Source organism: Bradyrhizobium sp. ISRA464 (assembly GCF_029910095.1).
In the GTDB taxonomy this organism is placed as follows: domain Bacteria; phylum Pseudomonadota; class Alphaproteobacteria; order Rhizobiales; family Xanthobacteraceae; genus Bradyrhizobium.
The window spans coordinates 5,133,861-5,159,878 of the sequence record NZ_CP094526.1 but is presented as its reverse complement, the minus strand read 5'-3'; the positions used below and the strand labels follow the sequence as shown (position 1 = coordinate 5,159,878).

The following is a 26,018-nucleotide window of genomic DNA, read 5'->3' as shown; positions in this document are numbered from 1 at the left end:
TCTCACCAGGCTAGATATTTCATCGTCCAGTTCGGAGCGCGGGCGTTTCCTCCTGGCCCCTGGATCATCGTGGATCTGTCGTCCACAAGACGGTCCCTGTGCACCCCTGCGCGCAGAAACAGCGTCAACATGCCGGCCGCGCGTGCGCCGGCGATATCGTGGTCGAGAGAATCGCCAATCATCAGGACGCGCGCCGGCGCCGGATGGCCCAGCCGTTCGAGCGCCGCCGTGAAGATCGGCCTATGCGGCTTGCCGACGAACGTCACCTGTCCGCCGAGTGTCTCATAGAAGCGCGCCAATGCGCCCGGTGCCGGAATCAATCCCTTGGCGCCGAACATGGTGAGGTCGGGATTGGCGCACAGCATCGGTAGTTCGCGTGCCGCGGCTCTGGTTAGGCATTGGCGCCACTGTTCGGGTTCGGCCGCGGCATCGTCGAGCCCGGCGAGTAGAATGAAATCGGCGTTCTCCATATCGGCCACGACATCGAGATCGAGTCCGTCGACGATCGTGCGGTCGCCGCCGCGGGTGACCAGAAAGCATGCGTGACCAAGTTCGATGAACGGCGCTTGCTTGCGTGCCTTGAGGCCGATCCAGGCAACTTCGCCCGACGTCAGGATTCCATCGTAAGCTTCCGTTGGCAGTCCGAGGGAGGCAAGCCGCTGCGCGTTGTCGTGCGCGCGCTTACCGGAATTCGACAGCACCAGCACGCGTTTGCCGGCATCGCGCAGCCGAGCCACGCATTCGCGGGCCGAGGGGATGATCGAGCGGCCTTCGTGAAGTGTGCCCCATTGATCGAGCAGCACATGGTCGAAATGCTCGATAATCGTGCCAAGACCTGCGATTTCGATCGGCCCGTCTCTCATGTCGGACCGCCCCGCAGGGCGAGCAGGGCCGCGCCATAGCTGGCCTCGGTTTGCTCAGCGACCGTTACAGGTACGCCCAGACGGCGATGCCTGATTTCGGTCCACGCATTGTTCCTTGCGCCGCCGCCGATGCTGATGACGCGGCGAAGCGGCGGCGCTCCGAGGCGGGAGAGTTGCAGGTAGGCGAGGGCCTCGACCGAGGCGATTCCCTCAAGCAGAGCCTGGAAGAAGCGGTGGTCCTCAGGCGGACGCGGCGTGACCCGTGCAGGCAGTGCCGGATCGGCGATCGGAAATCGCTCGCCCGGTTTGGCAAGGGGATAGTAGTCGAGGCCGGTCGGTTCCTCCGGGCTCAACTGCGGCGTCAGCCGCTCCATCTCCGCGGCGGTGAAATGTGCCAGCAGCGCTCCGCCGCCTGAGTTCGAAGCGCCGCCCGCAAGCCAGCTCTCGCCAAGCCGGTGCGAATAGACGCCCTGATTGGCGGCAAAGATCGGCTTTGCCGCCAGCAGCTTCACCACCAGCGTCGTGCCGAGCGAGGTGACGGCATCGCCCGGAGCGTCGGCGCGCGTGGCGATGAAGGCGGCGACGCCATCGGTGGTTCCGGCTGCGATACGAGCTGATCGCGGCAGGCCGAGCATTGCCGCAGCGCTCGGATCAATATCCGCAAACGGCGTTCCCGGCACCAGGACCTTCGGCAGCAATTCGCGTGGCACATCGAGTCGATCGAGCCAGGCCGGCCATGTCCGCGTGATGGGATCATATCCAAGCTTCAACGCGTTGTTCTCGTCGCTGATGCCGTGCCGTCCGGCGAGGCGGCCGGCGATCCAGTCGGCCTGATGAACGGCAAAGCGGACATCTCGACGTTCGGCGTGACTCAACAGGTGAAGCAGCTTAGCCAGTGCGCTGCTCGCGCCGTGAGCGCCGCTGTCCGCAGCTGAAACGTCCAAGATGCGGGCCGCCTCCGCTGAGGCGCGCGCATCGTTGTACATGAGCCCTGGTGTGCGCGGCTGGCCGGCGGCATCTATCAGGAGGAGGGTACCGGAGGTGCCGTCGACCGAAATTCGCTCAACACGTGCGAGATCGATTTTGCCGCCAAGTTTGCGCATGGCGCCGACGGTTGCATGCCACCACAGTTCCGGATCCTGATCGATCGCGTTCCCGTCCTGCCGAGGCGGCGGCAGAGCAGTGGATTCCATTCCCTGGATATCGCCGCGCGCGTCGATCGTGCAGGCGCGGACGCCGCCCGTTCCGATGTCAATTCCGAGGAACAAACCTGTCATTCGAGTTCACCGCGATTGGCGACCTGCCGACCCTGGTTCGACTGTTCCATCCAAAGCGCAATTGCCGTGTGATTGCACTGCAGCACGTTTGGGGGATTGACGTCCCGAGCCGCCTCTGCAATTTTTTGCAGTATCTGAATATTTTTGCAAGCGGGCTTTTGTGGCGTGGCTACCTCTCCTGACAGGCTGCCGATGATTGATGGCGAAGCCTCGCTCGCGACACGGGCGGCGTGGCTTTACTTCGCTGCTGGGCTCACCCAGTCCGAGGTTGCGGACCGGCTCAACATCCAGAGCACCAAGGCGCACCGGCTGATCGCGCGCGCGAGCCGCGAAGGCATGATCCGCGTCTTCGTCGAGGGACCGGTGGCGGAATGCGTGGCGCTGGAAAACGCCCTGGCCGAACGCTACGGGCTCGCCTTCTGCCGTGTAGCGCCCGATCTCGGAGAGGGCGATCTGCCGCTGAAGGCGCTCGCGCTCGAGGGGGCGAGTTTCCTGCGGCAGACCCTTGAGCGTGGCGAGCACAACATCATCGGCGTCGGTCACGGGCGCACGCTCGCAGCCGTGGTCGAGCAATTGCCGCAGACGCCGGCCCGCGACGTGCAGTTCGTGTCGCTGCTTGGCGGTCTCACCCGCAAGTTCGCCGCCAATCCGTTCGATGTCATTCATCGGCTGGCGGAGCGGACAGGGGCTGAGGCTTACCTCCTTCCGGTGCCGGTATTCGCCAATTCGGTCGCGGACCGCGCCGTGTTGATGCAGCAATATGGCATTGCGGAGGTGTTTGCGCTGGCGCGCCGGGCGTCGTTGCTGTTCGTCGGCATCGGACAAATTCACAGCGACGGGTTCCTGGTCTCGAGCGGCATGATCAAGCCGGACGAGGTCGTCGAGTTGAAGCGTGTCGGCGCCTGCGCCGATTTGCTCGGGCGTTTCTTCAACGCCGACGGCCAGGTCCTCGACATCGATCTGTCCGCACGCGCTACGTCGATGGAGGCGGCGGACCTCAGGACACACCGCATCGTCGCGATTGGCGGCGGACTGGCAAAGGTCGCTGCGTTGCGCGCGGTGCTGCGCAGCGGCTTCCTGCACGGCCTCATTATCGATGAGGCGACTGCTCAGGCACTTGCTACCGAGAAACCGGAGGCAACATCCGGCAAGACCAGAAACAAGGGTCGTAAGGGAAAGTAAACGCGCACAATGGGAGGATACAATGTACGATCGAGAGAAGAATCTATTCGATTCCTACGCCGCCAAGCGCATCAGCCGGCGTGATCTGCTGGATGGCGCTGCCAAGCTTGGCATCGCCGGCGTCGCCGCCAATGCCGCCTTTGCGTCCTCGATATCGCGGGCCATGGCCGCGGACTTCAACTGGAAGGCCTATAGCGGCAAGTCTGTCAAGCTGCTTCTGAACAAGCATCCTTACGTCGATGCGATGATCGGCGATCTCGAAGCGTTCAAGACTCTCACCGGGATGAACGTTACGTACGACATCTTTCCGGAAGACGTCTATTTCGACAAGGTGACCGCGGCGCTGTCGTCGAAGTCGGACCAGTACGACGCCTTCATGACTGGCGCCTACATGACCTGGACGTATGGTCCGGCTGGCTGGATCGAGGACCTCAACACTTACATCAAGGATCCTGCCAAGACCAATCCGGCGTTTGCCTGGGACGACGTGTTGCCGGGCCTGCGCGCCTCAACGGCGTGGGACGGTGTTGCCGGTTCCGAGCTCGGCTCAGGCAAGGCCAAGCAATGGTGCATTCCCTGGGGCTACGAGCTCAACAACATCACCTACAACCGCAACATCTTCGACAAGGTCGGCGTCAAGCCGCCGAAAAATCTCGACGAGATGCTCGAGGTTGCCGCAAAGATCACGAAGGACGCGGGTGGACCGTACGGCATCGGCGTGCGTGGCTCGCGCTCCTGGGCGACCATCCATCCCGGCTTCCTGTCCGCCTATTCGAACTTCGGCCAGAAAGACTTCGTGATGGAAGGCGGCAAGCTGAAGGCCGCGATGAACACCAAGGCCTCGAAGGAGTTTCACGAGAAGTGGGTCAAGATGATCCAGACCTCGGGCCCGAAGAACTGGTCGACCTACACCTGGTATCAGGTCGGCACCGATCTCGGCGCAGGCGCCTCCGGCATGATCTTCGATGCCGACATCCTCGGCTACTTCATGAACGGCGGCGATAACAAGGAGAAGGGGCATCTCGGCTATGCTGCGTTCGCCGCCAATCCGGCGGCCAAGGCGCCGACGCCGAATGTCTGGATCTGGTCGCTCGCTCTCTCGAGCTTCTCCAAGCAGAAGGATGCGGCGTGGCTGTTCATGCAATGGGCCGCATCGACCGAGCACGACCTGTTTGGTGCCCGCAAGATGGACTTCGTCAACCCGGTGCGTGCCTCGGTGTGGAAGGACAGCGAGTTCCGCGATCGTATCGCGAAGTCATATCCTGGCTATCTCGAGCAGCACGATGTCTCGTCGCCGGGTGCCAAGATCTACTTCACGGCGCAGCCGCTGTTCTTCGACCTGACCACGGAATGGGCCGCATCGTTGCAGAAGATGGTGGCCAAGGAGGTCAGTGTCGACGAGGGCCTCGACAAGCTCGCCGACAGCATCAATCGCCAGCTCAAGCAGGCCGGCCTCGGGTGACGTCTTGCGTGGTGCCATGATTCCTCCGCACCACGACAACCCGCCGGTCCGGACGGCAAGCCGATCCGGACCGGCGATGTTGCAGCGAAGAAGCGATCTCTTATCATCATGAGCATGGTCCAGCTTTCTCAGACGAACGCGGTCCCCCGCCGCAGCCCTAGGCCGCGTGGACGCATTCTGCCTTATGTCCTGAGCCTGCCGGCTCTGCTCGTCTGCATCGCCATCCTGGTGCCGTTCGTGACAGCGGCGGTCTATTCGCTGCAGCGCTATCGGCTGAACCTGCCTTATCTGCGCGGCTTCATCTGGGCCGACAACTACATCGACTTCCTCTCTGACCCAGCCTTCTGGAACACGCTGCGGATATCGCTGGTTTACACGGCGCTGACCGTTGTGCTGGAGCTTCTGCTCGGCCTGGGGATCGCCTTGCTGTTGCGGCGTCCGACCCGTTTCCACAACGCGGTGTCGATCGTGCTGTTGTTGCCGCTGATGACGGCTCCGGCAATCGCTGCGCTGATGTGGAAGCTGATGACCAATCCGGGTTTCGGAATCCTGTCCTATCTGGTGAGCCTGTTCGGCGTCCATGATTTCAAGTGGGCGTCCGACCCGTCGACTGCACTGTTCACGGTGGTGCTGGTCGACGTCTGGGTCTACACCCCCTTCATCATGATCCTGCTGCTGGCCGGGCTGCGTTCGCTGCCGCGCCAGCCGTTCGAGGCGGCTGCGCTGGATGGAGTGCCAGCAACCTTCGTGTTCTTCCGCATCACGCTGCCGATGCTCGCGCCCTACATCATCACGGCGTCGCTGTTCCGCCTGCTCGATTCCATCCAGCAATTCGACATCATCTATGCGATGACTCAAGGCGGCCCCGGCGATCGGCTGATGGTGTTCCAGGTCCAGGCCTATCTGGAGTTCTTCCAGTACACCAATGTCGGACGTTCGGCGGCGTTGCTGATGATCCTGTGGCTGGTCACCAACATCCTCTCGAATATCTTCATCAAGAACTGGTTGCGGCTGCGTGCGCGCGCCCATGGTCACGCATAAGGACGGGGAGGCGGCGATGGATCATTCCAGTCTGGCGGGTCGCATCTTCCGCGGCGTGGCGCTCGCACTCGTGCTGGTGTTCTTCATGTTCCCGATCGTCTGGATCTTCCTGATGTCGTTCCAGACCAATGAACAGATCCTGCGGATCCCGCCGCGCATCCTGTTCGAGCCGACGCTTGCCAATTACCAGGCGCTGATCTCGGGGCAGCTTCGTACCACGGCTGGTAACCTCGAGATCTCCTTCATGCGCAACCTCATGAACAGCTTCGTGCTGTCGAGCGCGGCGGTGATCCTGGCCCTGCTGCTCGGCGTGCCGGCGGCCTATGCCTTCGCTCGCTTCAAGTTCCGCCTCGGTGAGTCCATCGCCTTCACGCTGCTGTCGTTTCGTTTCGCGCCGCCGCTGCTCGTGCTGCTGCCGTTGTCGCTCTACTACCAGGAGCTCGGGCTCAGCGACACTTACTTCGGCATCGTCTGGGTGTATCAGCTGATCGCGCTGCCTCTGATCCTGTGGATCGTGCGCGGCTATTTCGAGGATATCAGCCCTGACATTGAGCACGCCTACCGCCTGGCCGGACATTCCTGGCGCGAGACGTTTACGCGGATCGCAGTGCCGCTCGCAGGTCCTGGCATCGCGGCGGCGGGCCTCCTGTCCTTCATTTTCTGTTGGAACAATTTTGTTTTCGCGCTGATCCTGGCATCCGCCGACAAGCAACCGGTGACGGTAGGTGCGCTGGCGTTCGTCACGGCGTCCGGCATCCAATATGGACAGATCGCGGCAGCGATCGTGCTGTCAGTCACGCCGACCCTTCTGCTCGCGCTTTACGCGCAGCGTTATCTAGTCGAAGGTTTGTCGCTCGGTGCGGTGAAGGGCTGAAGGCATGGCGCGTCTTGACATCAACGCCCTTGGCAAGTCGTTCGGTCCGGTTCGTTGTGCCGACGGATTGTCCTTCACCGTCGAACCCGGCGAAATCGTCGCGGTTTTCGGACCGTCGGGCAGCGGCAAGACCATGTTGCTGCGCATGATCGCGGGCATGTACGAGCCCGACGAAGGCGATATCCTGGTTGCCGGTCGGTCGATCGTCGGCGCGCCGCCGGAGCGGCGCGGGGTCGGCATGGCCTTTCAGAACTTTGCGCTATTTCCGCACATGACGGCGCGCGACAATATCGCAAGCGGCCTGCGCAAGAAGGCAGGTGATGCAGACGTCACCTCGCGGGTCAAGTCGATCAGCAAGCTTCTGAAGATCGAGCATGTCCTTGACCACATGCCCCGCGAGTTGTCGAACGGGCAGAAGCAGCGCACTGCGCTCGCGCGCGCTCTGATTGGCAATCCGGATGTGCTTTTGCTGGATGACCCGCTTCGCAACGTCGATGCAAAGCTTCGCTACGAGATGCGACTGGAGTTGCCGAGCCTCTTGCGCCGGAGCTCCGCTGCGGTTCTCTATGTCACGCAGGACTATCGCGAGGCGATGGCGATTGCGGATCGGATCGCCGTCCTGGTTCGCGGGCAGCTTGTTCAGCTCGCGCGACCGGAGGAGGTCTATGCAAGGCCGGCATCGGTCGCGGTCGCGCGGCTGTTTGGCGATCCCAGCATCAATCTTGCCGAAGTCGAGCCTCGGGTCGGGCAGGGGGGTCTGAGCGCCGAGATAGCGGGGACGAGAGTGCGGCTCGATTCGACTGATCAGCCGGCCAATCATGGTCCATGCTGGCTCGGTGTTCGTCCTGATGATCTTGCGATCAGCCGCGATCCTGGCGATGACACCATTCCCGCCCGGATCGTTGCGATCACACCAATGCACGAGCGGGCCGTGTTGCTGCTGCGCTTCGCCGACGGCTCCGAATGGTTGGCCGCGCTACCGCCGGATGCCTCGCCGGGAAGTGCCGATGAGGATGTATTCGTTCGGTTCGCGCCGCAGGCCGCGCTCCTGTTCGATCGCGCGACCGGGCTCCGCGTCGGTCAGCCCGATCGGCGACAGGCGGCTTGAGGAGAGCGGAGTGAACAATGGGCATGCTCGAAATCCGGAATGTCGACAAAGTCTACCGCAGTCGCGGCAAACCGCCCGTCCACGCCGTGCGCGCACTCGATATGGAAGTGGGAAAGGGCGAGATCGTAGCGCTCCTGGGGTCCTCGGGCTGCGGCAAGACCTCGACCTTGCGCATGATTGCAGGTTTTGAAAGCGTGACCTCGGGAGCGATTACGCTGAGCCAGCGGCGCATCGACGAACTGCCGCCGGCCAGGCGCAAGGTTGCGATGGCCTTCGAGGGCTACTCGCTCTACCCGCCGCTCACGGTTCGCGAGAACATCGCCTTTGCGCTGAAGGCGCAGCAGCTTTCGTACAGCGAGGCCTCGCGCCGTGTCGATGCGATCGCGCGGCTGGTCGAGATCGAGGATACGCTCGACATGTATCCGCGCTCGATCTCGGGCGGCCAGCAGCAACGTGTATCGCTGGCGCGGGCGTTGGTCCGCGACGCGGATCTTTATCTGCTCGACGAGCCGATGGGACAACTCGAGCCTCAGCTGCGCGCCGTGCTGCGCGGGCGGATCAAGGGCCTGCTGGCCGAGCGCGGCATGACCGCGATCTTCGTCACGCATGATCAGACAGAAGCGAGTGCGCTCGCCGACCGCATCGCCGTGATGGAGGACGGCGTGCTCCAGCAGTTCGCGAGTGAAAAGGAATTGAAGAGCCGACCTGCGAACCTGTTCGTGGCAAGCTTTATCGGCGAGCCGCCGATGAACCTGCTCGAGACGGATGTGGCGGCCGCGGATGGTGGGTTCCGGCTGTCGGTCGGCTCGGACATGACATTCCACCTTCCGGGCGGCACGCTCGACCAGAGCGCGCGGCGAGTGCTTGAGCAGAACAAGCGGGTTCGTGTCGGTATCCGGCCGCAGAAGATTGCGGTTGGAGCGGGCGAGGCGCGGGTACGCGTGATGTCCAATCAATGGCTGGGCGACCAATCGCATGTCGCCGGCGAATGCGCGGGTAACGTCCTGATCGCGGTAACGCCGAGCCGAGTCGCGGCGCGGCCTGGAGACATCGTTTCGTTCGCGCTGGAGCCGCAGCATCTTCATATTTTCGGCGCCGACGGAGCCTGCATTCGCCATGCGGAGGCAGTCTGACCATGTCCATCCCGCAGAGCCGCGACGTGATCATCGGCATCGATGCCGGAACATCCCTGATCAAGACCGTCGCCTTCACGCGAGAAGGGCGACAGCTCGCCGACTTCTCGCTGCCCAATACGTACAGCACGTCGCCGGGCGGACGGGTCGAGCAGGATATGGCCCGGACCTGGAACGACACCGTTGCGGCGTTGCGTGGTCTGGCGGCGGCTGTGCCGGATTTCGCGTCGCGGATCGCGGCGATCGCAGTCACAGGGCAGGGCGACGGCACATGGCTCATCGATGACGATGGTCGTCCGGTCGCGCCCGCGCTGCTCTGGCTGGATTCCCGAGCGGCGGGCCTGGTGGAGGACATCCGCTCCAGCGATCGCAACGCGGCGCTCTATCAGCGGACCGGCTCGGGGTTGAATGCCTGCCAGCAGGGCGCCCAGCTGGCCTGGCTGCAAGACCACGCGCCCGAGACGCTGTCGCGGGCAAGGACGGCCTTTCACTGCAAGGACTGGCTCTATTTTCTGCTCACCGGCCAGCGCGCGACCGATCCGTCGGAAGCGAGCTTTACGTGCGGGAATTTCCGCAAGCGCGGCTTTGATGTGGAAACTGCGAGGCTCATTGGCATCACCGATTGTACGGCCCTTTTTCCCGAGGTCGTCGACGGTGTCTCGACGACGCATCCGCTAAGCATCGGGGCCGCGCGGGAGACCGGACTGCCGCAGGGCGTGCCGGTTTCGCTCGGTTATGTCGACGTGATCTGCAATGCGTTGGGGGCCGGACTGTACGATCCGGCGCCGGACGTCGGCTGCACCATCATCGGTTCAACCGGCATGCACATGCGGCTGACACCAACCGCTGATGCGGTCGTTCTGAATGCCGAGGCCACCGGCTATACCATGCCGTTCCCTGTCCCCGGTCACTATGCGCAGATGCAGTCCAATATGGCTGCAACGCTGAACATCGATTGGCTAATCGATCTTGCACGCGACCTCCTGGCCGCGGAGGGAGTGACGCGATCGCGCGCCGATCTGATCCGGCGATTGGATGAGCGAGTGCTGGAGGCGCGGCCCGGTGAACTGCTGTTCCATCCATTCATTTCGGATGCGGGCGAACGTGGTCCGTTCGTCTCGCATGAAGCCTGTGCCCAATTCCTGGGGTTGCGCTCGCGTCACGGCTATTGGGACCTGATGCGAGCAGTGATGGAAGGGCTCGCCTTCGCCGCACGTGATTGCTATGCCGCCATGGGCTCGTTGCCGCGTGACTTGCGGATCACCGGCGGTGCGGCGCGAAGTCGCGCGCTCGGCGCCATCCTGGGCGCTGCACTTGAGTGCAATGTCCGCGTTTGCAGCCGCGGCGAAGCCGGCGCAGCGGGCGCTGCCATGATCGCTGCGGTTGCCACCGGCATATATCCGGACATGGCGGCGTGCGCCGAGGATTGGGTGAAGCCTTGTCTCAACCCGGCGCAAACACACGATCTGGATCTGGCTTCGCACTATTCCCGGATGTTCCCGGCCTATCTCGACGCAAGGCTGGCCGCGCGGCCCGTCTGGAAACAACTCGCGGCGCTGCGTGCAGGAGGTAGCCATGTCTAGCACCATCGCCATCATCGGTGACCGCTTCATGCTGCCGTCGGTCTTTGCCGAGCGGATCACCGCGGCCTGCGGCGGCGCGATCGATATTCGCGTCCTGGAGCAGCCATGGCCAGACGAGCCGATGGAGCATGGCTATGCAGGCTCCAAGCTTGATGGATTGAAGGAATTCATGGGCGATCCAAAGGAGATTGCCGACTTCATCGCTGACGCGCCGATGCTTGTGACCCATCTGGCGCCGATTTCGCGATCGATGCTGGAGCGATTGCCGAACCTCAAATTCATCGCGGTCTCGCGGGGTGGCCCCGTCAATATCGACATGCAGGCCGCGCGGGATCACAGGGTGCTTGTCGTCAACACCCCAGGCCGCAACGCCAGCGCGGTGGCCGAGTTCACGATCGGCGCCATTCTGGCCGAGACGCGGCTGATCCGGGGCGGACATGAATCCTTGCGCGCCGGTGAATGGCGCGGCGACCTTTATCGCGCCGACCGTACCGGGCGCGAGCTCGGCGAGATGACTGTCGGTATTGTCGGCTATGGCGCGATCGGCAGCCGAGTGGTGAAGTTGCTCAAGGCGTTCGGCTGCAAGGTCCTGGTGGCCGATCCCTATGTTCAGCTCACTGCGCAGGACCGTAACGACGGCGTCGAGCATGTGGCCCTGGCAGACCTTTTGGCGCGTGCCGACGTGGTCAGCCTGCACGCAAGGGTGACGGCCGAGACAACCGGATTCATCGACCATGCGGCGCTCGCACGGATGAAGCCGGATGCGTTCTTCATCAATACTGCTCGCGGCCCACTGGTCGACTATGAGGCGCTCTACGAAGCCTTGTCCGCAGGACGGCTTGGCGGCGCGATGCTTGACACATTTGCGGTCGAGCCGGTGCCGGCCAACTGGCCGCTGCTGCAATTGCCCAATGTCACGCTGACGCCGCATATCGCCGGCGCTTCCGTGCGCACCGTGACGTTTGCTGCCGACCAGGCGGCAGAGGAGGTTCGCCGCTTTCTGGCCGGCGAACCGCCGCTCAATCCGTGCTGAAGACGAAAGGTGCCTTGATATGACCCGCGAGGAACGACAGCTGCGCGAAGCGATCATCGCCAAGTGCCGGTGGATGAATGCGTCGGGTCTCAACCAGGGAACGTCAGGAAACATCTCCGCCCGCTTTAGGGACAGGATGCTGATCACGCCGTCGGCCACGCCCTATGAGGCGATGAAGCCCGAGATGATCGCATCGATGCCGCTCGAGGGCGAGTATGGTTCCTGGGAGGGGCCGCTGCAGCCGTCCACCGAATGGCGGTTCCATCTCGATATCGTGCGCGGCCGGCCCGACGTCGGCAGCGTCGTGCATACCCATTCGACCTACGCCACCGTGCTTGCGATCGCGCGCAAGTCGATTCCCGCCTGTCACTACATGATGGCCGCGTTCGGCGGCCATGACATTCGCTGCGCAGGTTATGCGCGCTACGGCACGCCGGAGTTGTCCGAGCTCGCACTCGCCGCACTCGAAGGCCGCAACGGCTGCCTGCTGGCAAATCACGGCATGATTGCCGTCGGCCCCAACCTGGACAAGGCGATGTGGCTGGCCGTCGAGCTCGAAACCATCGCGCGTCAATATTATCTCTCGCTCGCGCTCGAGACGCCGCACATTCTCAGCCAGGAACAGATCGCGGAGACGGCACAGGGATTTTCGACCTATGGTCTCCAGGCGCCGAAGCCAAAGTCCGCGAAGGCGCGCCCTGCCGAGAAAGCCGCAGCCCGCCGACAGGTCGCGAAGAAGCGCAGCGGGACGCGATGACCGCGGCTGCACCGGGTACGGGCCGTGACCACGGGCTCGTCGATGTCGCAATCATCGGTGGCGGCATCAATGGGGCCGGCATTGCCCGGGATGCGGCTGGCCGGGGCCTCAAGGTTCTGCTGTGCGAAAAGGATGACTTTGCCGAGGGCACGTCGTCGCGCTCGGGCAAGCTCGTGCATGGCGGGCTACGCTACCTCGAATACTACGAATTTCGTCTGGTCCGCGAGGCCCTGATCGAGCGGGAGGTGCTGCTGGCCTCGGCGCCGCACATCATCTGGCCGATGCGCTTCGTGCTGCCGCATTCACCCGAGCAGCGGCCGGCGTGGCTGGTGCGGACCGGGCTGTTTCTCTACGACCATCTCGGTGGCCGCAAGCAGCTGCCGCCGAGCCGCGGGCTCGATCTGACTCAGGCGCCCGAAGGCGCTCCGCTACGCCCGGAATTCCGTCGCGGCTTCGAGTATTCGGATTGCTGGGTCGACGATGCGCGACTCGTGATCCTCAATCTGATCGATGCCGCCAGTAACGGCGCCAAGATATTGCCGCGGACGCGCGCGGTGGGCGCCCGGCGGGAGGGAGAGAACTGGCGCCTCGACATGCTGGGCGAGGACGGCTGCCCGCAGGTGGTGCGTGCGCGTGCGCTTGTCAATGCGGCAGGCCCGTGGGTCCGAGATGTCGTGCAGGGCGTCGCAGGGTTGAACCCGGCGCACAATGTGCGGCTGGTCAAGGGAAGCCACGTTATCGTGCCAAAATTCTGGAGCGGTCCGCAGGCCTATTTGCTTCAGAACGAGGACCGCCGCGTCATCTTCGTCAACCCCTATGAGGACGATCTCGCGCTGATCGGGACGACGGATATTCCCTATGACGGCCGCGCGGAGGACGTCGCGATTGACGGCGGCGAGATTGCCTATCTGCTCGGGGTACTGCGCCGCTATTTTCGTGCTTCGCCATGTGAGGGCGACATCGTGCACGCCTTTTCAGGCGTTCGACCATTGTATGACGATAATTCCGAGGATCCCTCCGCGGTTACGCGAGACTATGTCTTCGAAGTCCATGGAACGACGGAACAACCGCCGTTTCTGGCGATCTTCGGTGGTAAGATCACGACCTATCGCCGGCTCGCCGAGCACGCACTTGGTCGATTGGCGCCCTGGTTTCCCGGAATGTCATCGGCGTGGACGGCGCGAAAGCCACTGCCGGGCGGCGACATCGGCAGCACCTTCGAGGACTTTGCGACGGACCTGGCGCGCGCCTATCCCGATCTGCCTCAACAGGTAATCCATCACTATGCGCGCCTGTATGGTACGCGCGCACGCGATCTCCTTGGATCGGCACGCGGTGTTGCCGATCTCGGCCGTCACTTCGGTGGGAATTTCTATGAACGCGAAGCCGTCTACCTCCGCGAGACGGAATGGGCGGCAAGGCCCGCAGACTTTCTCGAAAGACGCACCAAGCACGGCCTGCACCTGACGCGCGCGCAATGCGACACCTTTGAAGACTATCTGTGAGCGGAGGCCATTCATGGAAGCTCCGGCGTAGCCCAGCAGAGCTGCGCGGGCGAGGAAATCGTCCCCGCCATGCGCTTGGCATACGACACCGTCACTGCGCCTTGGTGATGTAGGGGCAGCCGCCTTCACTGAGCGGACGGAATGCCTGATCGCCGGGGATGGTCGCGAGGTACTCGTACAGATCCCACTTGCTCTTGGACTCCTCCGGCTTCTTGATACGCATCAGGTACATGTCGTGTACCATCCGGCCATCCTCGCGCACGACGCCGCCCTGAGCGAAGAAATCATTGACCGGCGTCTTGCGCATTTGCGCAATCACCGTTTCCGGATCGACCGAGTTGGTGGCAGCCACCGCCTTGAAATAGTGCCGCAGCGCCGAATTCACGCCGGCCTGGTAGGCCGTCGGCATCGCTCCGTGCCGCTTGAAGAACTCCTGCGAGAATGCCCGGGTCTCGGGCGTGCGATCCCAATAGAAGGAGTCCGTGAACAGGAGATCGTGCGCATGCTGCAGACCGAGTGCCGGCACGTCCGTGAGCGTCACCTGCAGCGCAACGACCTGCATGCTCTCGCGGATATTGAACTCATCGCCCTGAGCGACCGCGTTGCGGAAGTCGGAGCCGGCATTGGCGAGCGCCAGGATCTTGGCCCCGGACGATTGCGCCTGCAGCAGGAATGACGAGAAATCCGCGGTGTCGAAGGGATGCCGGACCGCGCCCAGCACCTTGCCGCCGGCAGCAGTCACCGCCTTGCTCGCGTCGCGCTCCAGCGCCTGGCCGAACGCATAATCCGCGGTGAGGAAAAACCACGGCGTACCACCGCGCGCGACCACGGCCTTGGCGGTCGCGTTCGAGGAGGCATAGGTGTCGTAGGTCCATTGCACACTGGTTGGGGAACATTGCTTGCCGGTGAGCTCCGACGAGCCGGAGCCCGAAATCAGGAACAGCTTCTTGCGCTCACGGGTCACGGTCTGGATGGCGAGTGCTACGGCTGAATTCACACCCTCGGCGATCACATCGACGCCCTTGGTATCGATCCAGCTGCGCACGATTCCGGCAGCCACGTCGGGCTTGTTCTGGTGATCGGCCGATATGATCTCGATTCGGCGCCCCGCTACCGTGCCGCCGATTTCTTCGGCAGCCATTTGCGCCGCGACGACGGAGCCGGTGCCGTTGCCATCGGAATACTGCCCGCTCATGTCGGTGATGATACCGACTCGCAATACGCCATCTTCTGCGCGGGCCGTACTTGCCGCGAAGAAAAGGGAAGCGCCGAGCGCAATCAGCAGTGTAGATGGTGAAGCTTTGGTCCAGGTCATTTCCGCTCTCGAGTGTTGGATATCGGGGTGTCTACTGCAGGAGTCACTTGCCCGCGACAACCTCTTCCCGAGCATGGCGCTCTGCGCCATGGCGACGCTTCGACACCTCAGTTCAACCAGCAAAATCGATCAGATGCCGCCCGAAGGAAAATGCGCGCTTATGCGAGGCTTAGTCCTGCTCACGCCGCGTGCTTCGGCCGCGAGTGTGTCTCTCCGAGGGTACTGCGCATATGTCCTGCAGTTCGGCCTCGAGAAGTCCCTTGGCGACGATCAGTGCGCGGACTGCGGCACGAGGGTCGCCGTCGCACGCCGCGATCACTTGATCGGCCGCCGTATCCAGCGGGTCGCGTCTTTGCAGCGTCTTCGAAACGGCCGACATGCCCAAGATTCCCGATTGACCGGCTCTCAGGATGTTCCTATTTTGTTCTCATGTCAATCGTGACGTATCGCAACGGCATCAAGTTTTGGTCAGACGTCGCAGGTGAACGGTTGGGATGGCATCAGCAGGCACCATCCTCCACGCAGACCTGGATGCGTTTTACGCGTCGGTTGAGCAACTGCTGAACCCATCCCTGCGTGGCAAGCCCATCGCCGTCGGCGGCGGTGTTGTGCTTGCCGCTTCCTACGAAGCAAGGGCATTCGGGATTCGTGGCGGCATGCCGGGACGGCAGGCGCGCGAGCTGTGTCCGCAGCTCACCTTTGTCGGCGGCCATTTCAAGGACTACCAGCGGCTGGGTGACGCCGCCATCAAGGTGATCGGCGATTTCACGCCGCTCGTCGAGCGCATTTCGATCGATGAGGCGTTTGCCGACGTTGCGGGCTGCACCCATCTGTTCGGTGCGCCCGCCGAAATCGCAGCGGCGATCCGCTGGCGCGTGCGCACCGAGCTTGGCCTTCCGATCTCCGTGGGTGTCGCGCGCACCAAGCACCTGGCCAAGATCGCCTCGCAAGTCGCCAAGCCTGACGGGCTCGTGGTTGTCGATCCCGACACTGAGCTGGAATTCCTGCACGAGCTGTCGGTCGAGCTGATGTGGGGCGTGGGACCAGTCACCAAGGCACGGCTGGCTGCGATCGGCGTGTCGACGATTGGGCAACTTGCCAGGCTGCCCGGCTGGTCGCTCGAGCGATTGCTCGGACCGGCGGCGGGACAGAAGCTCTCGGAGCTGGCCTGGAATCGCGATCCCCGGCAGCTCAAACCTCACCATCGGGCCCGATCAGCCGGGGCGCAGTCGGCGATCGGCAAGAAGCCCGCCATTGAGCGGGTTATCCGGCCGACCCTGCTTCACCTCGCGGACCGCGTCGCGACGCGGCTCCGGGCGAAGTCCAGACCCGGCCGAACGGTCACGGTACGCGTGCGTTTCGCAGACTTAAGCTCGGTGACGCGTTCGACAACGCTCGATGCGCCGATCTCAGCCACCATGATCCTCGCTGAGCTCGCCGAGGAATTGGTGCGTGCGATCCTGGCGGATCACCCGGACGAGAAGATGATCTCATTGTTGGCGATCTCCGTATCGCATCTCGAGGAGCACTGGGATCTCGAACTCGAACTCCCGTTTGGGCTTGCAGATCAGGCGCGTCGCCCCGGAAGCAGGCTTGGCTTGGCCCGTTGGGCGGCAGACTGTGCCATCGACAAGATCCGCGATCGCTTCGGATGGGATGCGATCGGATATGGCTCGGTGGCACTTGGTGTCTCTCGTTCGGTGCCTGACGAGTTTCGCAAGCTGGCCGAGAAGGACCTCTAGCCGCTGACGGTAACTTGGTCTCCGTGGAGCGCCTCCGCCCATGGCCTGAGGTGAGCCCGAGCGCCAGGTGTCTCCCGTTCTCCAATACCCATAGATCGGGCAAACCCGCTCAGATCCCACGTATCTGTCACTCATTCGGCCGGGTGGAGTTTTCGGCACGCACGGGCTACTGGTGGCTGGTAGCGGGCTTCCTGTCCTGCGACGCGGGCTTTGAGAACGGCCGGAAACATATGGGATTGCTCGATATTTTGCGGTCAAAGCGCAGCCCCGGTGGCGTGCAGCCGGGCAATGGGGCGGAGCCTTGCCGTGCGGCACCGTCTGTCGGAGCCGTGTTCGATCAAGTTTCCCTCGGTCGAGGAGGTAACCGGATTTTTGACGGCCTGTCGCTCGACCTGCGTGAGCGGAGAATTGGTCTTGTCGGCGACAACGGCTCCGGCAAGAGCACGTTGTTGCGCCTCGCCAACGGCCTGCTGTCGCCCCAACGCGGCGAGGTGGTCGTCAACGGACGTCGCACGACGCAGGCGGGCAGGGAACTGCATCTCGATGTCGGATTCGTGTTCCAGAATCCGGACCATCAAATCATCTTCCCGACCGTCGGCGAAGAAGTCGCCTTCGGCCTGATCGAGAGTGGTCAGACGGCGGCTCAGGCCAGGCAGGCGGCGAGCGATCTACTGGCCGATCATGGCTGCGCCGGCTGGATCGATCGCGCGATCCACGACCTGTCGGAGGGACAGAAGCAACTCGTCTGCATCCTGGCGATCCTCGCGACTGAACCGAGGATATTGCTGCTCGACGAACCATTTTCCAGCCTCGACCTGCCGACGCGGCTGTCGCTGTCGGCAAGGCTTGCGCGGTTGCCGCAGCAGATCGTCATGGCGAGTCATGACCTCGATCTGCTGCGTGACTTCGACCGTGTGATCTGGCTGGAGAAGGGCCAGGTGAGGGCTGACGGCACGCCTTCGCAGGTGCTTCCAGATTACCGAGCGCATGCCGCCGCGCGGGGCGCGTTGATGCTGGAGAGCGGCGCGGCATGATGGGCGGGTATCTTTCCCGCGTGACGTGGCTGCATCGGCTTCCGGCGGGTCTCAAGCTCTGCGCGGTCGCAGGCATGAGCATGGCGCTGTTGCCGATGCAGGACTGGCGGCTTCTCGCGCTCTGCCTTGCTGTCGTCGTCGGCGTTTATGCGGCGCTCGGCCGCGATGCCGTGCGGCGGCTCAGCCTGCTGAAGCCGATCGTTCCGCTGCTCGCGATCGTCGGTGGTTTGCAGGGCTTATTCAGCCAGTGGGACGAGGGGGCGAGCGTGGTGCTGCGGCTCCTGGTCATGGTGCTCGTCGCCGATCTGGTCACAGTGACGACGACGATGTCGGCATTGATGGATGCCGTCGAGCCGTTGTTTCGGCTGCTTCGCCCGCTGGGCGTCAACTCTCGAAAGATCGCGCTATCGGTCGCGCTGGTGCTGCGTTTCATTCCGGTGCTGCTGGCCAACTGGCACGCACGCGAAGAGGCGTGGCGGTCGCGGTCACAACGACGCGTTCCGCTTCGCATTGTTGTCCTGTTCCTAATCGAAACACTGCGACTTGCGGACCACGTCGCCGACGCCCTTGATACGCGCGGCTATGGCCGCGCAGATCGCCAACCCAAAGGATCACGTTGATGGATTCTCGCGCCATTGCTCGAATCTCGCTGCTCGCGGCCATGATCGCGGTGCTCGGCCTGCTGCCGACGTTTCATCTCCCCCTGGCTGGCGGCGTGCCGATCACCGCGCAGACGCTCGGTGTGATGCTTGCCGGGATCGTGCTCGGTCCGCGCCAGGGCGCGCTAGCCGTGTTGTTGCTGCTGCTCGTTGTTGCGCTTGGCGCCCCGCTTCTGGCGGGTGGCCGAGGCGGGCTCGGCGTGTTCTTCGCTCCTTCCACAGGCTTCCTGCTGGGCTGGATCCCCGGCGCTTTCATCACCGGTGTCGTCATGCAGCGCCTCACCAAAGTGCCAGTGTTTGCCGCAGCATTCGCAGCCGCGATGACCGGCGGAATCGTCGTCGTCTATGCCTGCGGTATCGTCGGTCTCATGATCGTGGCGCATATGGGAGCATTGCAGGCGATGCTGGCCACCTCAGTGTTCTTGCCGGGTGACTTTGTAAAGGTGCTCGCTGCGGCGTTCCTGACCAAGGCCGCCGAACAGGCCTATCCGGCCGCTCTCGGACATCGCACGTGAGCATCACGGAGCCGCTGTCGTATCATGCCGCGCGGACGCCGGACCGCGATGCGCTGGTGTTCGAGGAGCAGCGGATATCCTGGCGGCGTCTCGACCAAGAGATCAATCGATTGGCCGGCTTCATTGCCGCCGCGACTCCGGAGGGCGGTGGCGTCGCGCTGCATCTGCCGACCGGTCCCGCACTTGCCCTTCTGTTTCTTGCCGTCGCGCGCGCGGGGCGCGAGGCACAGGTGCTGGATCCTGATTGGCCGGCCGAGATGACACGCGCGATCCTGGTGCAGTTGTCGCCCGCGCTGCTCATCAGCTTCGATGTTCGGTTCGCCGGAGACAGAGCGATCATTCTTACCGATGCCCTGTCGTCCTTCACACAGCTCGCGACGATCCTCAGCGCCGCGGTCGAAGCAATCTCAGTCTCCGAGCCGGATGGGCTGAGGCCGTTCTACGTTGGCTTTACCTCCGGATCGACCGGCCTCCCCAAAGGCTACCGCCGTCATCATCGATCATGGACCGAGAGCTTTCGTCATGACGGAAAGGAGTTCGGAATTGGCGCAGAGGACGTGATTCTCGCACCCGGAACGCTCACCCACTCGCTTTTCCTTTACGCGCTCGTCCATGGGCTTAACGTCGGTGCCTGCGTCATTCTCTGCCGAAAATTCCGGCCCGACACCGTCGTGCGCCTGATCGAAGGCGAGCAGGCTACGGTGCTCTATGCCGTGCCGACGCAGTTCCAGATGATCGTCAAGGCCGCGGGCAACGCTGCGCTCGTCTCGATGCGCTGGGTCTTGTCGTCCGGGGCCAAGCTGCCGGCGGAACAGCGCGAGCCATTGCAGCGCGTGTTCCCCAATGCCCGTATCGCTGAATTCTACGGCGCTTCGGAGACCAGCTTCATGACGGTGGCGAAGGCAGATGAGGGCAGTCCCGAAACATCGGTTGGCCGCGCCTTCTCAGGCGCCGTGGTGACGATCCGGGACCGGACCGGCCGATCGCTGCGAGCAGGCAAGACCGGCTTTGTGTTCGTCGAGAGCCCGTTTCTGTTCATGAATTACGCTTGTGGTGAATCATCCGATCTGCTCCGCCACGGCGATGCCGTGTCGGTCGGCGATATCGGCTTCCTTGATCCGAAGGGGTTCCTGCACTTGGTCGGTCGGGCCAGCAGGAAGATCGTGACGTCTGGAAAGAACGTCTACCCCGAGGAGATCGAGCGAGTGCTCGAGCGTCACCCTGCGGTGGCGGCCGCTGCCGTGCTCGGCGCGCCTGACGCCAGCCGCGGCGAGAGATTGATCGCGCTCATACACACGCGCGCAAATGCGACCGTTGTCGCCTCTGAACTCATCTCCCACCTGCGCGCCCTATTGCCGCTCTACAAGGTGCCGCGTGTCTATGCGAGTGTGTTGGAATGGCCTCTGACGCGTTCCGGGAAAACCGACTTTGACCGGCTGCGTCAGGTCTGGAGCGCAGGCACGATGGCGCGGAGATTGTCATGAGCGCGGCTTTCATCGTCGCCGCGCGTCGCACGGGAGTCGTGCCGCGCGGCGGCGCATTTGCCAGGGTGGAGGCCGTTGATTTGGCTGAAGCTTCTATTCGGGCGGCGCTCGACGACGCCGGTCTTTCACCGTCAGAAGTCGACGAGGTAATCCTGGGCAACGCGCTATATGGCGGCGGCAACCCGGCACGCGTCGCTGCGCTCAAAGCCGGGTTGCCTGCAGAGGTGCCGGCAAGCACGATCGACACCCAATGTTGTGCAGGCCTTGATGCGATCCTGCTGGGCGCAGCGCGCATCAAGGCCGGAGAAGCCGATGCCATCGTCGCGGGCGGCGTCGAAAGCTTCAGCCGCAGTCCAATCCGCGCTCGGCGCCCGTTCGTTCCAGGTGAGGTCGCGCAGCCTTATGACAGACCGCCATTCGCGCCGTGGCCGGAGCGTGATCCGGACGTGATTCCGGCCGCGGCAATGCTCGCGGCGGAGTGGGATATCACCCGCGGCGACCAGGAAGCGTTCGCCATCGAGAGCCACCGCAAGGCTCTGGCACGCGGCGTCACGGCGCAGGAATTCGTACCCGTCGCAGGGCATACGGGAGATCCTTTTGCCCGTCGTCTGGCTACGGGTCTCTGTGCACGACTTCCTGTTCTCGCCGGGAGTTCAACCCATGGCGTGACTGCCGCAACCGTCGCGGTCGAAGCCGATGCTGCCGCTGCGGTGCTGCTGGTGTCGGAACGCGCATTGGCGTCCGTGCATTCCTCGGCCCGCGTGATCCGTGTCGTCGGTGCTGGGCGGACGGGCGGCGATCCCGAACGTCCAGGGTTGGCGCCGATCGAGGCGGCGCGCGCGGCCTTGCGTCATGCGGGACTATCCACATCCTCACTTTCTGTCGCAGAAATCATGGAGGCCTTCGCCGTTCAGGCAATGGCCTGTATCCGCGGGCTCGGTCTCGATCCCACTCTCGTTAATCCTGGCGGCGGAGCCTTGGCACGGGGGCATCCGATCGGCGCATCAGGGCGATCGTGGTGGTGCGCGCGTGGCATGAATTGCAGAGGATGCATGCGGGCGCAACCGGGCTGGCGGCGATCGCTGCAGCAGGTGGACTTGGCTCCGCTGTGCTGCTCCGCGTGGAGTAGGACCATGCTGGTTCGTGTCGATCGCCCAGCCGACCTCGCCGCGTTCGTCGGCGCCGAACTGCAGAGTAAAACATTCGCGCTGACTCAGTCCGACGTCGATCGCTTCATTGAGCTCAGCGGGGATCGCCAGTGGATTCACTCCGATGTCGAGCGAGCGAAGGTGGAACTGCCGGCTGGTCGCACGATCGTGCCCGGCAATCTGCTGTTGGTGCGGCTACCGCGCCTTCTGCAAGAGGCCTACAGCGTTGCGCATTTCGAGAAATGCCTGGTCGCGGAATATCGCCATGTCCGTTTCAGGCATGCCGTCGGAACAGATGTACCGCTGTTCCTGCAGGCGAAATTCTTGTCGGTAACGCCGACGCGCAGCTTTGTTCGTGTCGAAACCGCCTGTGCGATTAACTTCGTCGAGACCCGGAAGGCTGCGTTGACGCTGACTGTTGTCGACGTCTTCTATGACGCGCGGTGAGCCTGCCAATCACTGAGTTGCCCGACGGCGCAAGTCCCTCACGCAAAAATATTTCTGTTTTTCAGAAGCGCAACTCAGTGTATGAATGGCCCGTCTCACCCGCCTGAGGGGCGCTTCGCGATCGTCACGAGTGTTGGGTCGAGATGCGGTGGACGCCGATGTCACGGCTGACGAGCGTGGCAGATAGCGGACGGTGAAGTCGTGCAGGCCTGACGCCCTAGTGGCAGGTGTCTCCTTGCAAAGCGCGAAGCGCTTTTGCAAAGACGGTGACAACAAAGCCGAGTCTCGCCGGGGAGAGCACGTATAAGCCGTAAACCATCGCGCAGGGAAAGCCGGGATCGTTCCGGTTTCGCCTGTGGTCCTACCTCCCGAGCTTTCCATTTGCTCGGGACCCATGGGTGCGATCGGCACCCGGCTTTCCCTGCGCCCTCTGATCAAGAGAGGGCGAAACGAGAAGCAAAGCTCGGACACCTCGTGCCGCGAGATTGCGGTCGCACGGCAACAGGAGCGGCGACGCCTTGTCCGAATCGAGCACGCACAGGGCACGGAATGGCGCTTCGAAAGTCGGTCCGACGGCTTGTTCGGTCAAGCCGTTTCCCCTGGCGTAAGAACGATCTTGCCGATGACTTGCCTCTGCTCTACGCGTCGAAGGCCGTCAGCGAATTGCGAGAGAGGGAGCGTCTGGTCGACGGGGGCGCCAAGCTTTCCGGCCTCGTAGAGCGCAAACAACTCGTCGAACAAGGTCCTGACTTGCGCGCGCAGCGCTGCATCCGCCCTGGACTTGCCCCACGCCATGTAGAATCCCCAATAGAGGCCGATCACAGTGAGGTTCTTCACGAGAACGATATTGGCCGGAATCTGGGGAATGCGGCCGGAGGCAAAGCCGATCGGCAGGATGCGGCCGAGCGGGGCGATGCAGCGCAAAGAGTTGTCGAAGACGTCGCCGCCCACGGGATCGAACACAACGTCCGCACCGCGTTCGTTCGTGATCTCGAGAACGGCTTCGCGAAAATCCCGGCGCTTGTAGTCGATCGCGTGATCCGCACCGAAGCGCCTTGCGGTGTCGAGCTTGCGCTCGCCGCCGGCCGTCGCGATCACCCGAGCCCCCAACGCGCGCCCGATCTCGACGGCGGCCAATCCGCTCGCTCCGGCCGCGCCGTGGACGAGCAGGGTTTCGCCGGCCTTGAGGTTGGCGCGCCAGGTGAGGCCGGCATAGGCCGTGGCATAGATGGTCGGAAACAGCGTCGCGCCGGCAAAGCTCAGCGCGTCGGGAATTGCGAAGACGTTGCCGGCGTCGACGATTGCTTCCTCGGCAAATCCACCCGACGGCAATCCGGCGCATACGCGGTCTCCGACGCGCAGCGGCGTTGCGACATCGGGAGCGATTTCGGTGATGATGCCGGCGATCTCGGTTCCGGGAATGAAGGGGACCGACGGACGGTTCTGGTGCTTGCCCGCAATGAACAACAGGTTTGCAAAGCTCACGCCAGCCGCGTGGACCGAGATCCGGATAGTCCCCGGCGCAAGAGACGGAGGGGGCACGTCTTCGAGACGCAAATCGTCGATGCCGCCAAACTGGTGACCGACCACCGCGCGCATGGACTATTCCTTCTCGATCGAGCCGTGGCGACCCGCGCCGGACGCGAAGCGGGCAGCGCCGCTGCGTGCTTCCTTCTGCCTCGCCTCGATCGACAGGCTGGCCTCGAGCGCGAGCGCCTGCTCCTCCGACAGGTTCCATTGGCGTATGGCGGACATCCTGTCGGAGCGCATTGCGATCTGAGGAAAGGCGGCGATCTCGCGCGCGAGCGCGATGGCCGCGGGCAGGGCTTGCCCGTTCGGCACCAGCCGGTCGGCCAGCCCCAAGGCGACGGCTTCCGCTCCCGACACTTTCCTTGCGGTCAGCAGCATGTCGAGGGCTCGGCCGGCGCCGATCAGGCGGGGCAACCTCACCGTGGTGCCGTCGCTCATCGGAACGCCCCATCGCCGCGACAGTACGGCAAAGGTCGAGCCTTCCTCCGCCACGCGAAGGTCGCAGCGCAGCGCGACGCCGAGACCGCCCGCGCATGCATAGCCCGCCACCGCGGCAATGACCGGCTTCGACAGCAGGTCGTGACACGGGCCGTCGGGATCGCCCGCCCACGGCCGGTATTCGCGGCCTGCGGCGAGCTCCTTCAGGTCGGCCCCGGCGCAGAAGTGACCCCCCGCACCGGTCAGGACCGCGACGGCTTGGTCAGGCGCTGCGTCAAACGCACGCAGCGCGGCGGTCAATGCCGCCGCCGTCTCATTGTCGAGGGCATTGCGAACTTCCGGGCGGTTGATGGTGATGATCGTGACCGGACCATCGTTCTCGACAACGAGCTTGCGGTGATCCGCCATGCCCCGACGCTCCTCGGCCTAGTTGGTTTTCAGAAGGGGACACTCGCTCTCTTCGGCGGGACGCCACGCCTTGTCTCCGGGAATGGTGGCGACGATCTTCCAGTAGTCCCAGGGGCCCTTCGATTCCTCCGGCTTCTTGACCTCGGTCACGTAGAGATCGCGAAGCAGACGGCCGTCGGCGCGGATCTTTGCGCCATGGGTGAAAGCATCCTCGACCGGCATTTCGCGCATCTTGGCGGCGACCTTGTCGCCATCGTCCGTTCCTGTCGCGGCGACCGCCTTCAGATAGTGGACCACGGAGCTGTAGACGCCCGCCTGCACGATCGACGGCGGGCGTCCCATCTTGTCCCAGAAGCGCTTTGCGAAGGCACGACTGCCGTCGTCGAGGTCATGATAGTAGGTCGTCGAGGAGACGAGGCCCTGTCCGTTCTTGAGGCCCATGGCGTCGACATCGTTGATGAACATCAGGAAGGTGACGACCTGCGTGTTCGGTCCGATCACGTTGTATTCCTGCGCTTGCTTGATCGCGTTGCTGGTGTCGCTTCCGGCGGTCGCCAGCGCGAGCACCTTGGCGCCGGAGCCCTGCGCCTGCAGCAGGAACGAGGAGAAGTCGGGCGTGTCGAGCGGCGCGCGGACGCCGCCGATGATCTTGCCGCCGTCGGCGACGATCCGCTTCGTCGCCTCGCTCTCCATCGACTTGCCGAACGCATAGTCGGCGGTGATGAAGAACCAGGTGTCGCCACCGCGCTTCAACACGCCCGCAGGAGGAGCCGCGGCGAGCGCATAGGTGTCGTACATCCAGTGAAAGCTGTACGGCGAACAGGCCTTGCCGGTGATCTCAGCGGTGGCAGGGCCGGACAACAGGATGATCTTCTTGCGCTCCCGCGAAACGTTCTGCATCGCGAGCGCCGCCGCCGACGAGCCGCCATCGGCGATGACGTCGACGCCCTGTGCGTCGTATTCCTGGCGGGCCAGGTTGGCCGCGATATCGGGCTTGTTGGCGTGATCGGCCGAGATGATCTCGATCGGCGCGCCGGCGACCTTGCCGCCGAAATCCTCGGCCGCGAGCTGGGCCGCAAGGATCGAGCCCTTGCCGCCGGCATCCGCATAGATGCCGGTCATGTCGTTGAGGATGCCGATGCGCACGACGTTGTCGGACACCTGGGCCATCGCGGAGGAAGCCATCAGGCTCGCCAGAAGCCCGGCGACCACGGCACTCGTCTTCATCTTTGCTTTCATTTTCCACCTGTCTTTTCTTGTTTTGTTGGGCACGTGTCTGAAGACGGTGTGACCGCCGATCGAGCGCGCCCAGCCTCCGGCCGGCGGCTCGACCTTGATCACGGAAGCGCCGCCGTGCGCGAGGATCGCGCCGCTATAGGGCCCAGCAAACCCCTGGCTCACGTCGAGGATACGCAGCCCCGCATAGTCGTCCGTCACCGATGCCGATCCGTGCTAGATACCGAGTAGTATGTTGCATGCT

22 protein-coding genes are annotated in these 26,018 nt (G+C 63.7%); 16 read left to right on the top strand and 6 right to left on the bottom strand.

Annotation, left to right across the window (positions count from 1 at the left end):
• Positions 1 to 2 precede the first annotated feature (2 nt).
• A complete protein-coding gene (locus tag MTX19_RS24305) occupies positions 3 to 863 on the bottom strand; it encodes a TIGR01459 family HAD-type hydrolase (RefSeq protein ID WP_280979648.1) in 861 nt (286 codons plus the stop codon).
• The gene (locus MTX19_RS24300; protein ID WP_280979647.1) at positions 860 to 2,140 is read right to left on the bottom strand and encodes an FGGY-family carbohydrate kinase; all 1,281 of its coding nucleotides are present in this window, start codon (positions 2,138 to 2,140) and stop codon (positions 860 to 862) included. Before MTX19_RS24300 ends, MTX19_RS24305 begins: the two co-directional genes overlap by 4 nt.
• A 192-nt stretch (positions 2,141 to 2,332) precedes the next feature.
• Between MTX19_RS24300 and MTX19_RS24295 the strand changes: the two genes are divergently transcribed.
• The 10 genes from MTX19_RS24295 to MTX19_RS24250 all read left to right on the top strand — a co-directional run bounded on the left by MTX19_RS24295 (position 2,333) and on the right by MTX19_RS24250 (position 13,818).
• On the top strand, positions 2,333 to 3,322 hold the full coding sequence (locus MTX19_RS24295; protein WP_280985504.1) for a sugar-binding transcriptional regulator: 990 nt from the start codon (positions 2,333 to 2,335) through the stop codon (positions 3,320 to 3,322).
• Positions 3,323 to 3,344: 22 nt separating this feature from the next.
• A complete protein-coding gene (locus tag MTX19_RS24290) occupies positions 3,345 to 4,784 on the top strand; it encodes an extracellular solute-binding protein (RefSeq protein ID WP_280979645.1) in 1,440 nt (479 codons plus the stop codon).
• 114 nt (positions 4,785 to 4,898) lie between these two features.
• Positions 4,899 to 5,825 (top strand): sugar ABC transporter permease, encoded by a 927-nt coding sequence (locus MTX19_RS24285; RefSeq protein ID WP_280979644.1) that lies wholly within the window; start codon positions 4,899 to 4,901, stop codon positions 5,823 to 5,825.
• 16 nt (positions 5,826 to 5,841) lie between these two features.
• On the top strand, positions 5,842 to 6,699 hold the full coding sequence (locus tag MTX19_RS24280; protein ID WP_280979643.1) for a carbohydrate ABC transporter permease: 858 nt from the start codon (positions 5,842 to 5,844) through the stop codon (positions 6,697 to 6,699).
• Between the two features lie 4 nt (positions 6,700 to 6,703).
• Entirely contained in the window at positions 6,704 to 7,807 is a 1,104-nt protein-coding gene (locus MTX19_RS24275) for an ABC transporter ATP-binding protein (protein ID WP_280979642.1), read from the top strand.
• A 23-nt stretch (positions 7,808 to 7,830) separates the two neighbouring features.
• Positions 7,831 to 8,940 (top strand): ABC transporter ATP-binding protein, encoded by a 1,110-nt coding sequence (locus tag MTX19_RS24270; protein WP_280984872.1) that lies wholly within the window; start codon positions 7,831 to 7,833, stop codon positions 8,938 to 8,940.
• 2 nt (positions 8,941 to 8,942) lie between these two features.
• Complete coding sequence (locus tag MTX19_RS24265; protein WP_280979641.1) at positions 8,943 to 10,523, top strand: FGGY-family carbohydrate kinase; 1,581 nt, start codon at positions 8,943 to 8,945, stop codon at positions 10,521 to 10,523.
• On the top strand, positions 10,516 to 11,556 hold the full coding sequence (locus tag MTX19_RS24260) for a 2-hydroxyacid dehydrogenase (RefSeq protein ID WP_280979640.1): 1,041 nt from the start codon (positions 10,516 to 10,518) through the stop codon (positions 11,554 to 11,556). The genes MTX19_RS24265 and MTX19_RS24260 overlap by 8 nt, the downstream gene beginning before the upstream one ends.
• A gap of 19 nt (positions 11,557 to 11,575) precedes the next feature.
• Positions 11,576 to 12,313 carry a class II aldolase/adducin family protein gene (locus tag MTX19_RS24255; protein WP_280979639.1) on the top strand — a complete coding sequence of 246 codons (738 nt, stop codon included), beginning with the start codon at positions 11,576 to 11,578 and terminating at the stop codon, positions 12,311 to 12,313.
• The gene (locus MTX19_RS24250; RefSeq protein WP_280979638.1) at positions 12,310 to 13,818 is read left to right on the top strand and encodes a glycerol-3-phosphate dehydrogenase; all 1,509 of its coding nucleotides are present in this window, start codon (positions 12,310 to 12,312) and stop codon (positions 13,816 to 13,818) included. Before MTX19_RS24255 ends, MTX19_RS24250 begins: the two co-directional genes overlap by 4 nt.
• 91 nt (positions 13,819 to 13,909) lie before the next feature.
• Here MTX19_RS24250 and MTX19_RS24245 read toward each other — a convergent pair whose 3' ends face one another.
• Positions 13,910 to 15,133 (bottom strand): ABC transporter substrate-binding protein, encoded by a 1,224-nt coding sequence (locus MTX19_RS24245; protein ID WP_280984871.1) that lies wholly within the window; start codon positions 15,131 to 15,133, stop codon positions 13,910 to 13,912.
• Between the two features lie 494 nt (positions 15,134 to 15,627).
• On the opposite strand from MTX19_RS24245, the gene dinB reads away from it, so the two are divergent.
• Genes dinB through MTX19_RS24210 form a run of 6 tightly spaced genes read left to right on the top strand, consistent with a single transcriptional unit; the run spans position 15,628 to position 22,162 of the window.
• Positions 15,628 to 16,875 (top strand): DNA polymerase IV, encoded by a 1,248-nt coding sequence (gene dinB / locus MTX19_RS24235; protein WP_280979636.1) that lies wholly within the window; start codon positions 15,628 to 15,630, stop codon positions 16,873 to 16,875.
• 50 nt (positions 16,876 to 16,925) lie between these two features.
• Positions 16,926 to 17,909: an ABC transporter ATP-binding protein gene (locus tag MTX19_RS24230; RefSeq protein ID WP_280979635.1), complete on the top strand. Its 984-nt coding sequence runs from the start codon at positions 16,926 to 16,928 to the stop codon at positions 17,907 to 17,909.
• A complete protein-coding gene (locus MTX19_RS24225; RefSeq protein WP_280979634.1) occupies positions 17,906 to 18,529 on the top strand; it encodes an energy-coupling factor transporter transmembrane protein EcfT in 624 nt (207 codons plus the stop codon). The genes MTX19_RS24230 and MTX19_RS24225 overlap by 4 nt, the downstream gene beginning before the upstream one ends.
• 41 nt (positions 18,530 to 18,570) lie before the next feature.
• Complete coding sequence (locus MTX19_RS24220; RefSeq protein ID WP_280979633.1) at positions 18,571 to 19,083, top strand: biotin transporter BioY; 513 nt, start codon at positions 18,571 to 18,573, stop codon at positions 19,081 to 19,083.
• Positions 19,080 to 20,567 carry an AMP-binding protein gene (locus MTX19_RS24215; RefSeq protein ID WP_280979632.1) on the top strand — a complete coding sequence of 496 codons (1,488 nt, stop codon included), beginning with the start codon at positions 19,080 to 19,082 and terminating at the stop codon, positions 20,565 to 20,567. Before MTX19_RS24220 ends, MTX19_RS24215 begins: the two co-directional genes overlap by 4 nt.
• Positions 20,564 to 22,162 carry an acetyl-CoA C-acyltransferase gene (locus MTX19_RS24210; RefSeq protein WP_280979631.1) on the top strand — a complete coding sequence of 533 codons (1,599 nt, stop codon included), beginning with the start codon at positions 20,564 to 20,566 and terminating at the stop codon, positions 22,160 to 22,162. Before MTX19_RS24215 ends, MTX19_RS24210 begins: the two co-directional genes overlap by 4 nt.
• A 585-nt stretch (positions 22,163 to 22,747) precedes the next feature.
• Here MTX19_RS24210 and MTX19_RS24205 read toward each other — a convergent pair.
• From MTX19_RS24205 to MTX19_RS24195, 3 genes are read right to left on the bottom strand one after another with little or no spacing between them, the layout of a single operon-like run.
• Complete coding sequence (locus MTX19_RS24205) at positions 22,748 to 23,761, bottom strand: NADPH:quinone oxidoreductase family protein (RefSeq protein WP_280979630.1); 1,014 nt, start codon at positions 23,759 to 23,761, stop codon at positions 22,748 to 22,750.
• 3 nt (positions 23,762 to 23,764) lie between these two features.
• Positions 23,765 to 24,538 (bottom strand): crotonase/enoyl-CoA hydratase family protein, encoded by a 774-nt coding sequence (locus tag MTX19_RS24200; RefSeq protein ID WP_280979629.1) that lies wholly within the window; start codon positions 24,536 to 24,538, stop codon positions 23,765 to 23,767.
• An 18-nt stretch (positions 24,539 to 24,556) separates the two neighbouring features.
• Positions 24,557 to 25,975, bottom strand: coding sequence for an ABC transporter substrate-binding protein (locus tag MTX19_RS24195; protein ID WP_280979628.1), 1,419 nt, complete (start codon positions 25,973 to 25,975; stop codon positions 24,557 to 24,559).
• Positions 25,976 to 26,018: the final 43 nt, after the last annotated feature.

Excerpts from the sequence above, each read along its gene's own strand:
- MTX19_RS24280 (WP_280979643.1), top strand. The coding sequence starts at position 5,842 with ATGGATCATTCCAGTCTGGCGGGTCGCATCTTCCGCGGCGTGGCGCTC.
- MTX19_RS24300 (WP_280979647.1), bottom strand. The coding sequence starts at position 2,140 with ATGACAGGTTTGTTCCTCGGAATTGACATCGGAACGGGCGGCGTCCGC.
- MTX19_RS24295 (WP_280985504.1), top strand. The coding sequence starts at position 2,333 with ATGATTGATGGCGAAGCCTCGCTCGCGACACGGGCGGCGTGGCTTTAC.
- MTX19_RS24200 (WP_280979629.1), bottom strand. The coding sequence starts at position 24,538 with ATGGCGGATCACCGCAAGCTCGTTGTCGAGAACGATGGTCCGGTCACG.
- MTX19_RS24285 (WP_280979644.1), top strand. The coding sequence starts at position 4,899 with ATGGTCCAGCTTTCTCAGACGAACGCGGTCCCCCGCCGCAGCCCTAGG.
- MTX19_RS24250 (WP_280979638.1), top strand. The coding sequence starts at position 12,310 with ATGACCGCGGCTGCACCGGGTACGGGCCGTGACCACGGGCTCGTCGAT.
- MTX19_RS24270 (WP_280984872.1), top strand. The coding sequence starts at position 7,831 with ATGCTCGAAATCCGGAATGTCGACAAAGTCTACCGCAGTCGCGGCAAA.
- MTX19_RS24260 (WP_280979640.1), top strand. The coding sequence starts at position 10,516 with ATGTCTAGCACCATCGCCATCATCGGTGACCGCTTCATGCTGCCGTCG.
- MTX19_RS24245 (WP_280984871.1), bottom strand. The coding sequence starts at position 15,133 with ATGACCTGGACCAAAGCTTCACCATCTACACTGCTGATTGCGCTCGGC.
- MTX19_RS24205 (WP_280979630.1), bottom strand. The coding sequence starts at position 23,761 with ATGCGCGCGGTGGTCGGTCACCAGTTTGGCGGCATCGACGATTTGCGT.
- MTX19_RS24290 (WP_280979645.1), top strand. The coding sequence starts at position 3,345 with ATGTACGATCGAGAGAAGAATCTATTCGATTCCTACGCCGCCAAGCGC.
- MTX19_RS24265 (WP_280979641.1), top strand. The coding sequence starts at position 8,943 with ATGTCCATCCCGCAGAGCCGCGACGTGATCATCGGCATCGATGCCGGA.
- MTX19_RS24255 (WP_280979639.1), top strand. The coding sequence starts at position 11,576 with ATGACCCGCGAGGAACGACAGCTGCGCGAAGCGATCATCGCCAAGTGC.
- MTX19_RS24305 (WP_280979648.1), bottom strand. The coding sequence starts at position 863 with ATGAGAGACGGGCCGATCGAAATCGCAGGTCTTGGCACGATTATCGAG.
- MTX19_RS24225 (WP_280979634.1), top strand. The coding sequence starts at position 17,906 with ATGATGGGCGGGTATCTTTCCCGCGTGACGTGGCTGCATCGGCTTCCG.
- dinB (WP_280979636.1), top strand. The coding sequence starts at position 15,628 with ATGGCATCAGCAGGCACCATCCTCCACGCAGACCTGGATGCGTTTTAC.
- MTX19_RS24220 (WP_280979633.1), top strand. The coding sequence starts at position 18,571 with ATGATCGCGGTGCTCGGCCTGCTGCCGACGTTTCATCTCCCCCTGGCT.
- MTX19_RS24275 (WP_280979642.1), top strand. The coding sequence starts at position 6,704 with ATGGCGCGTCTTGACATCAACGCCCTTGGCAAGTCGTTCGGTCCGGTT.
- MTX19_RS24210 (WP_280979631.1), top strand. The coding sequence starts at position 20,564 with ATGAGCGCGGCTTTCATCGTCGCCGCGCGTCGCACGGGAGTCGTGCCG.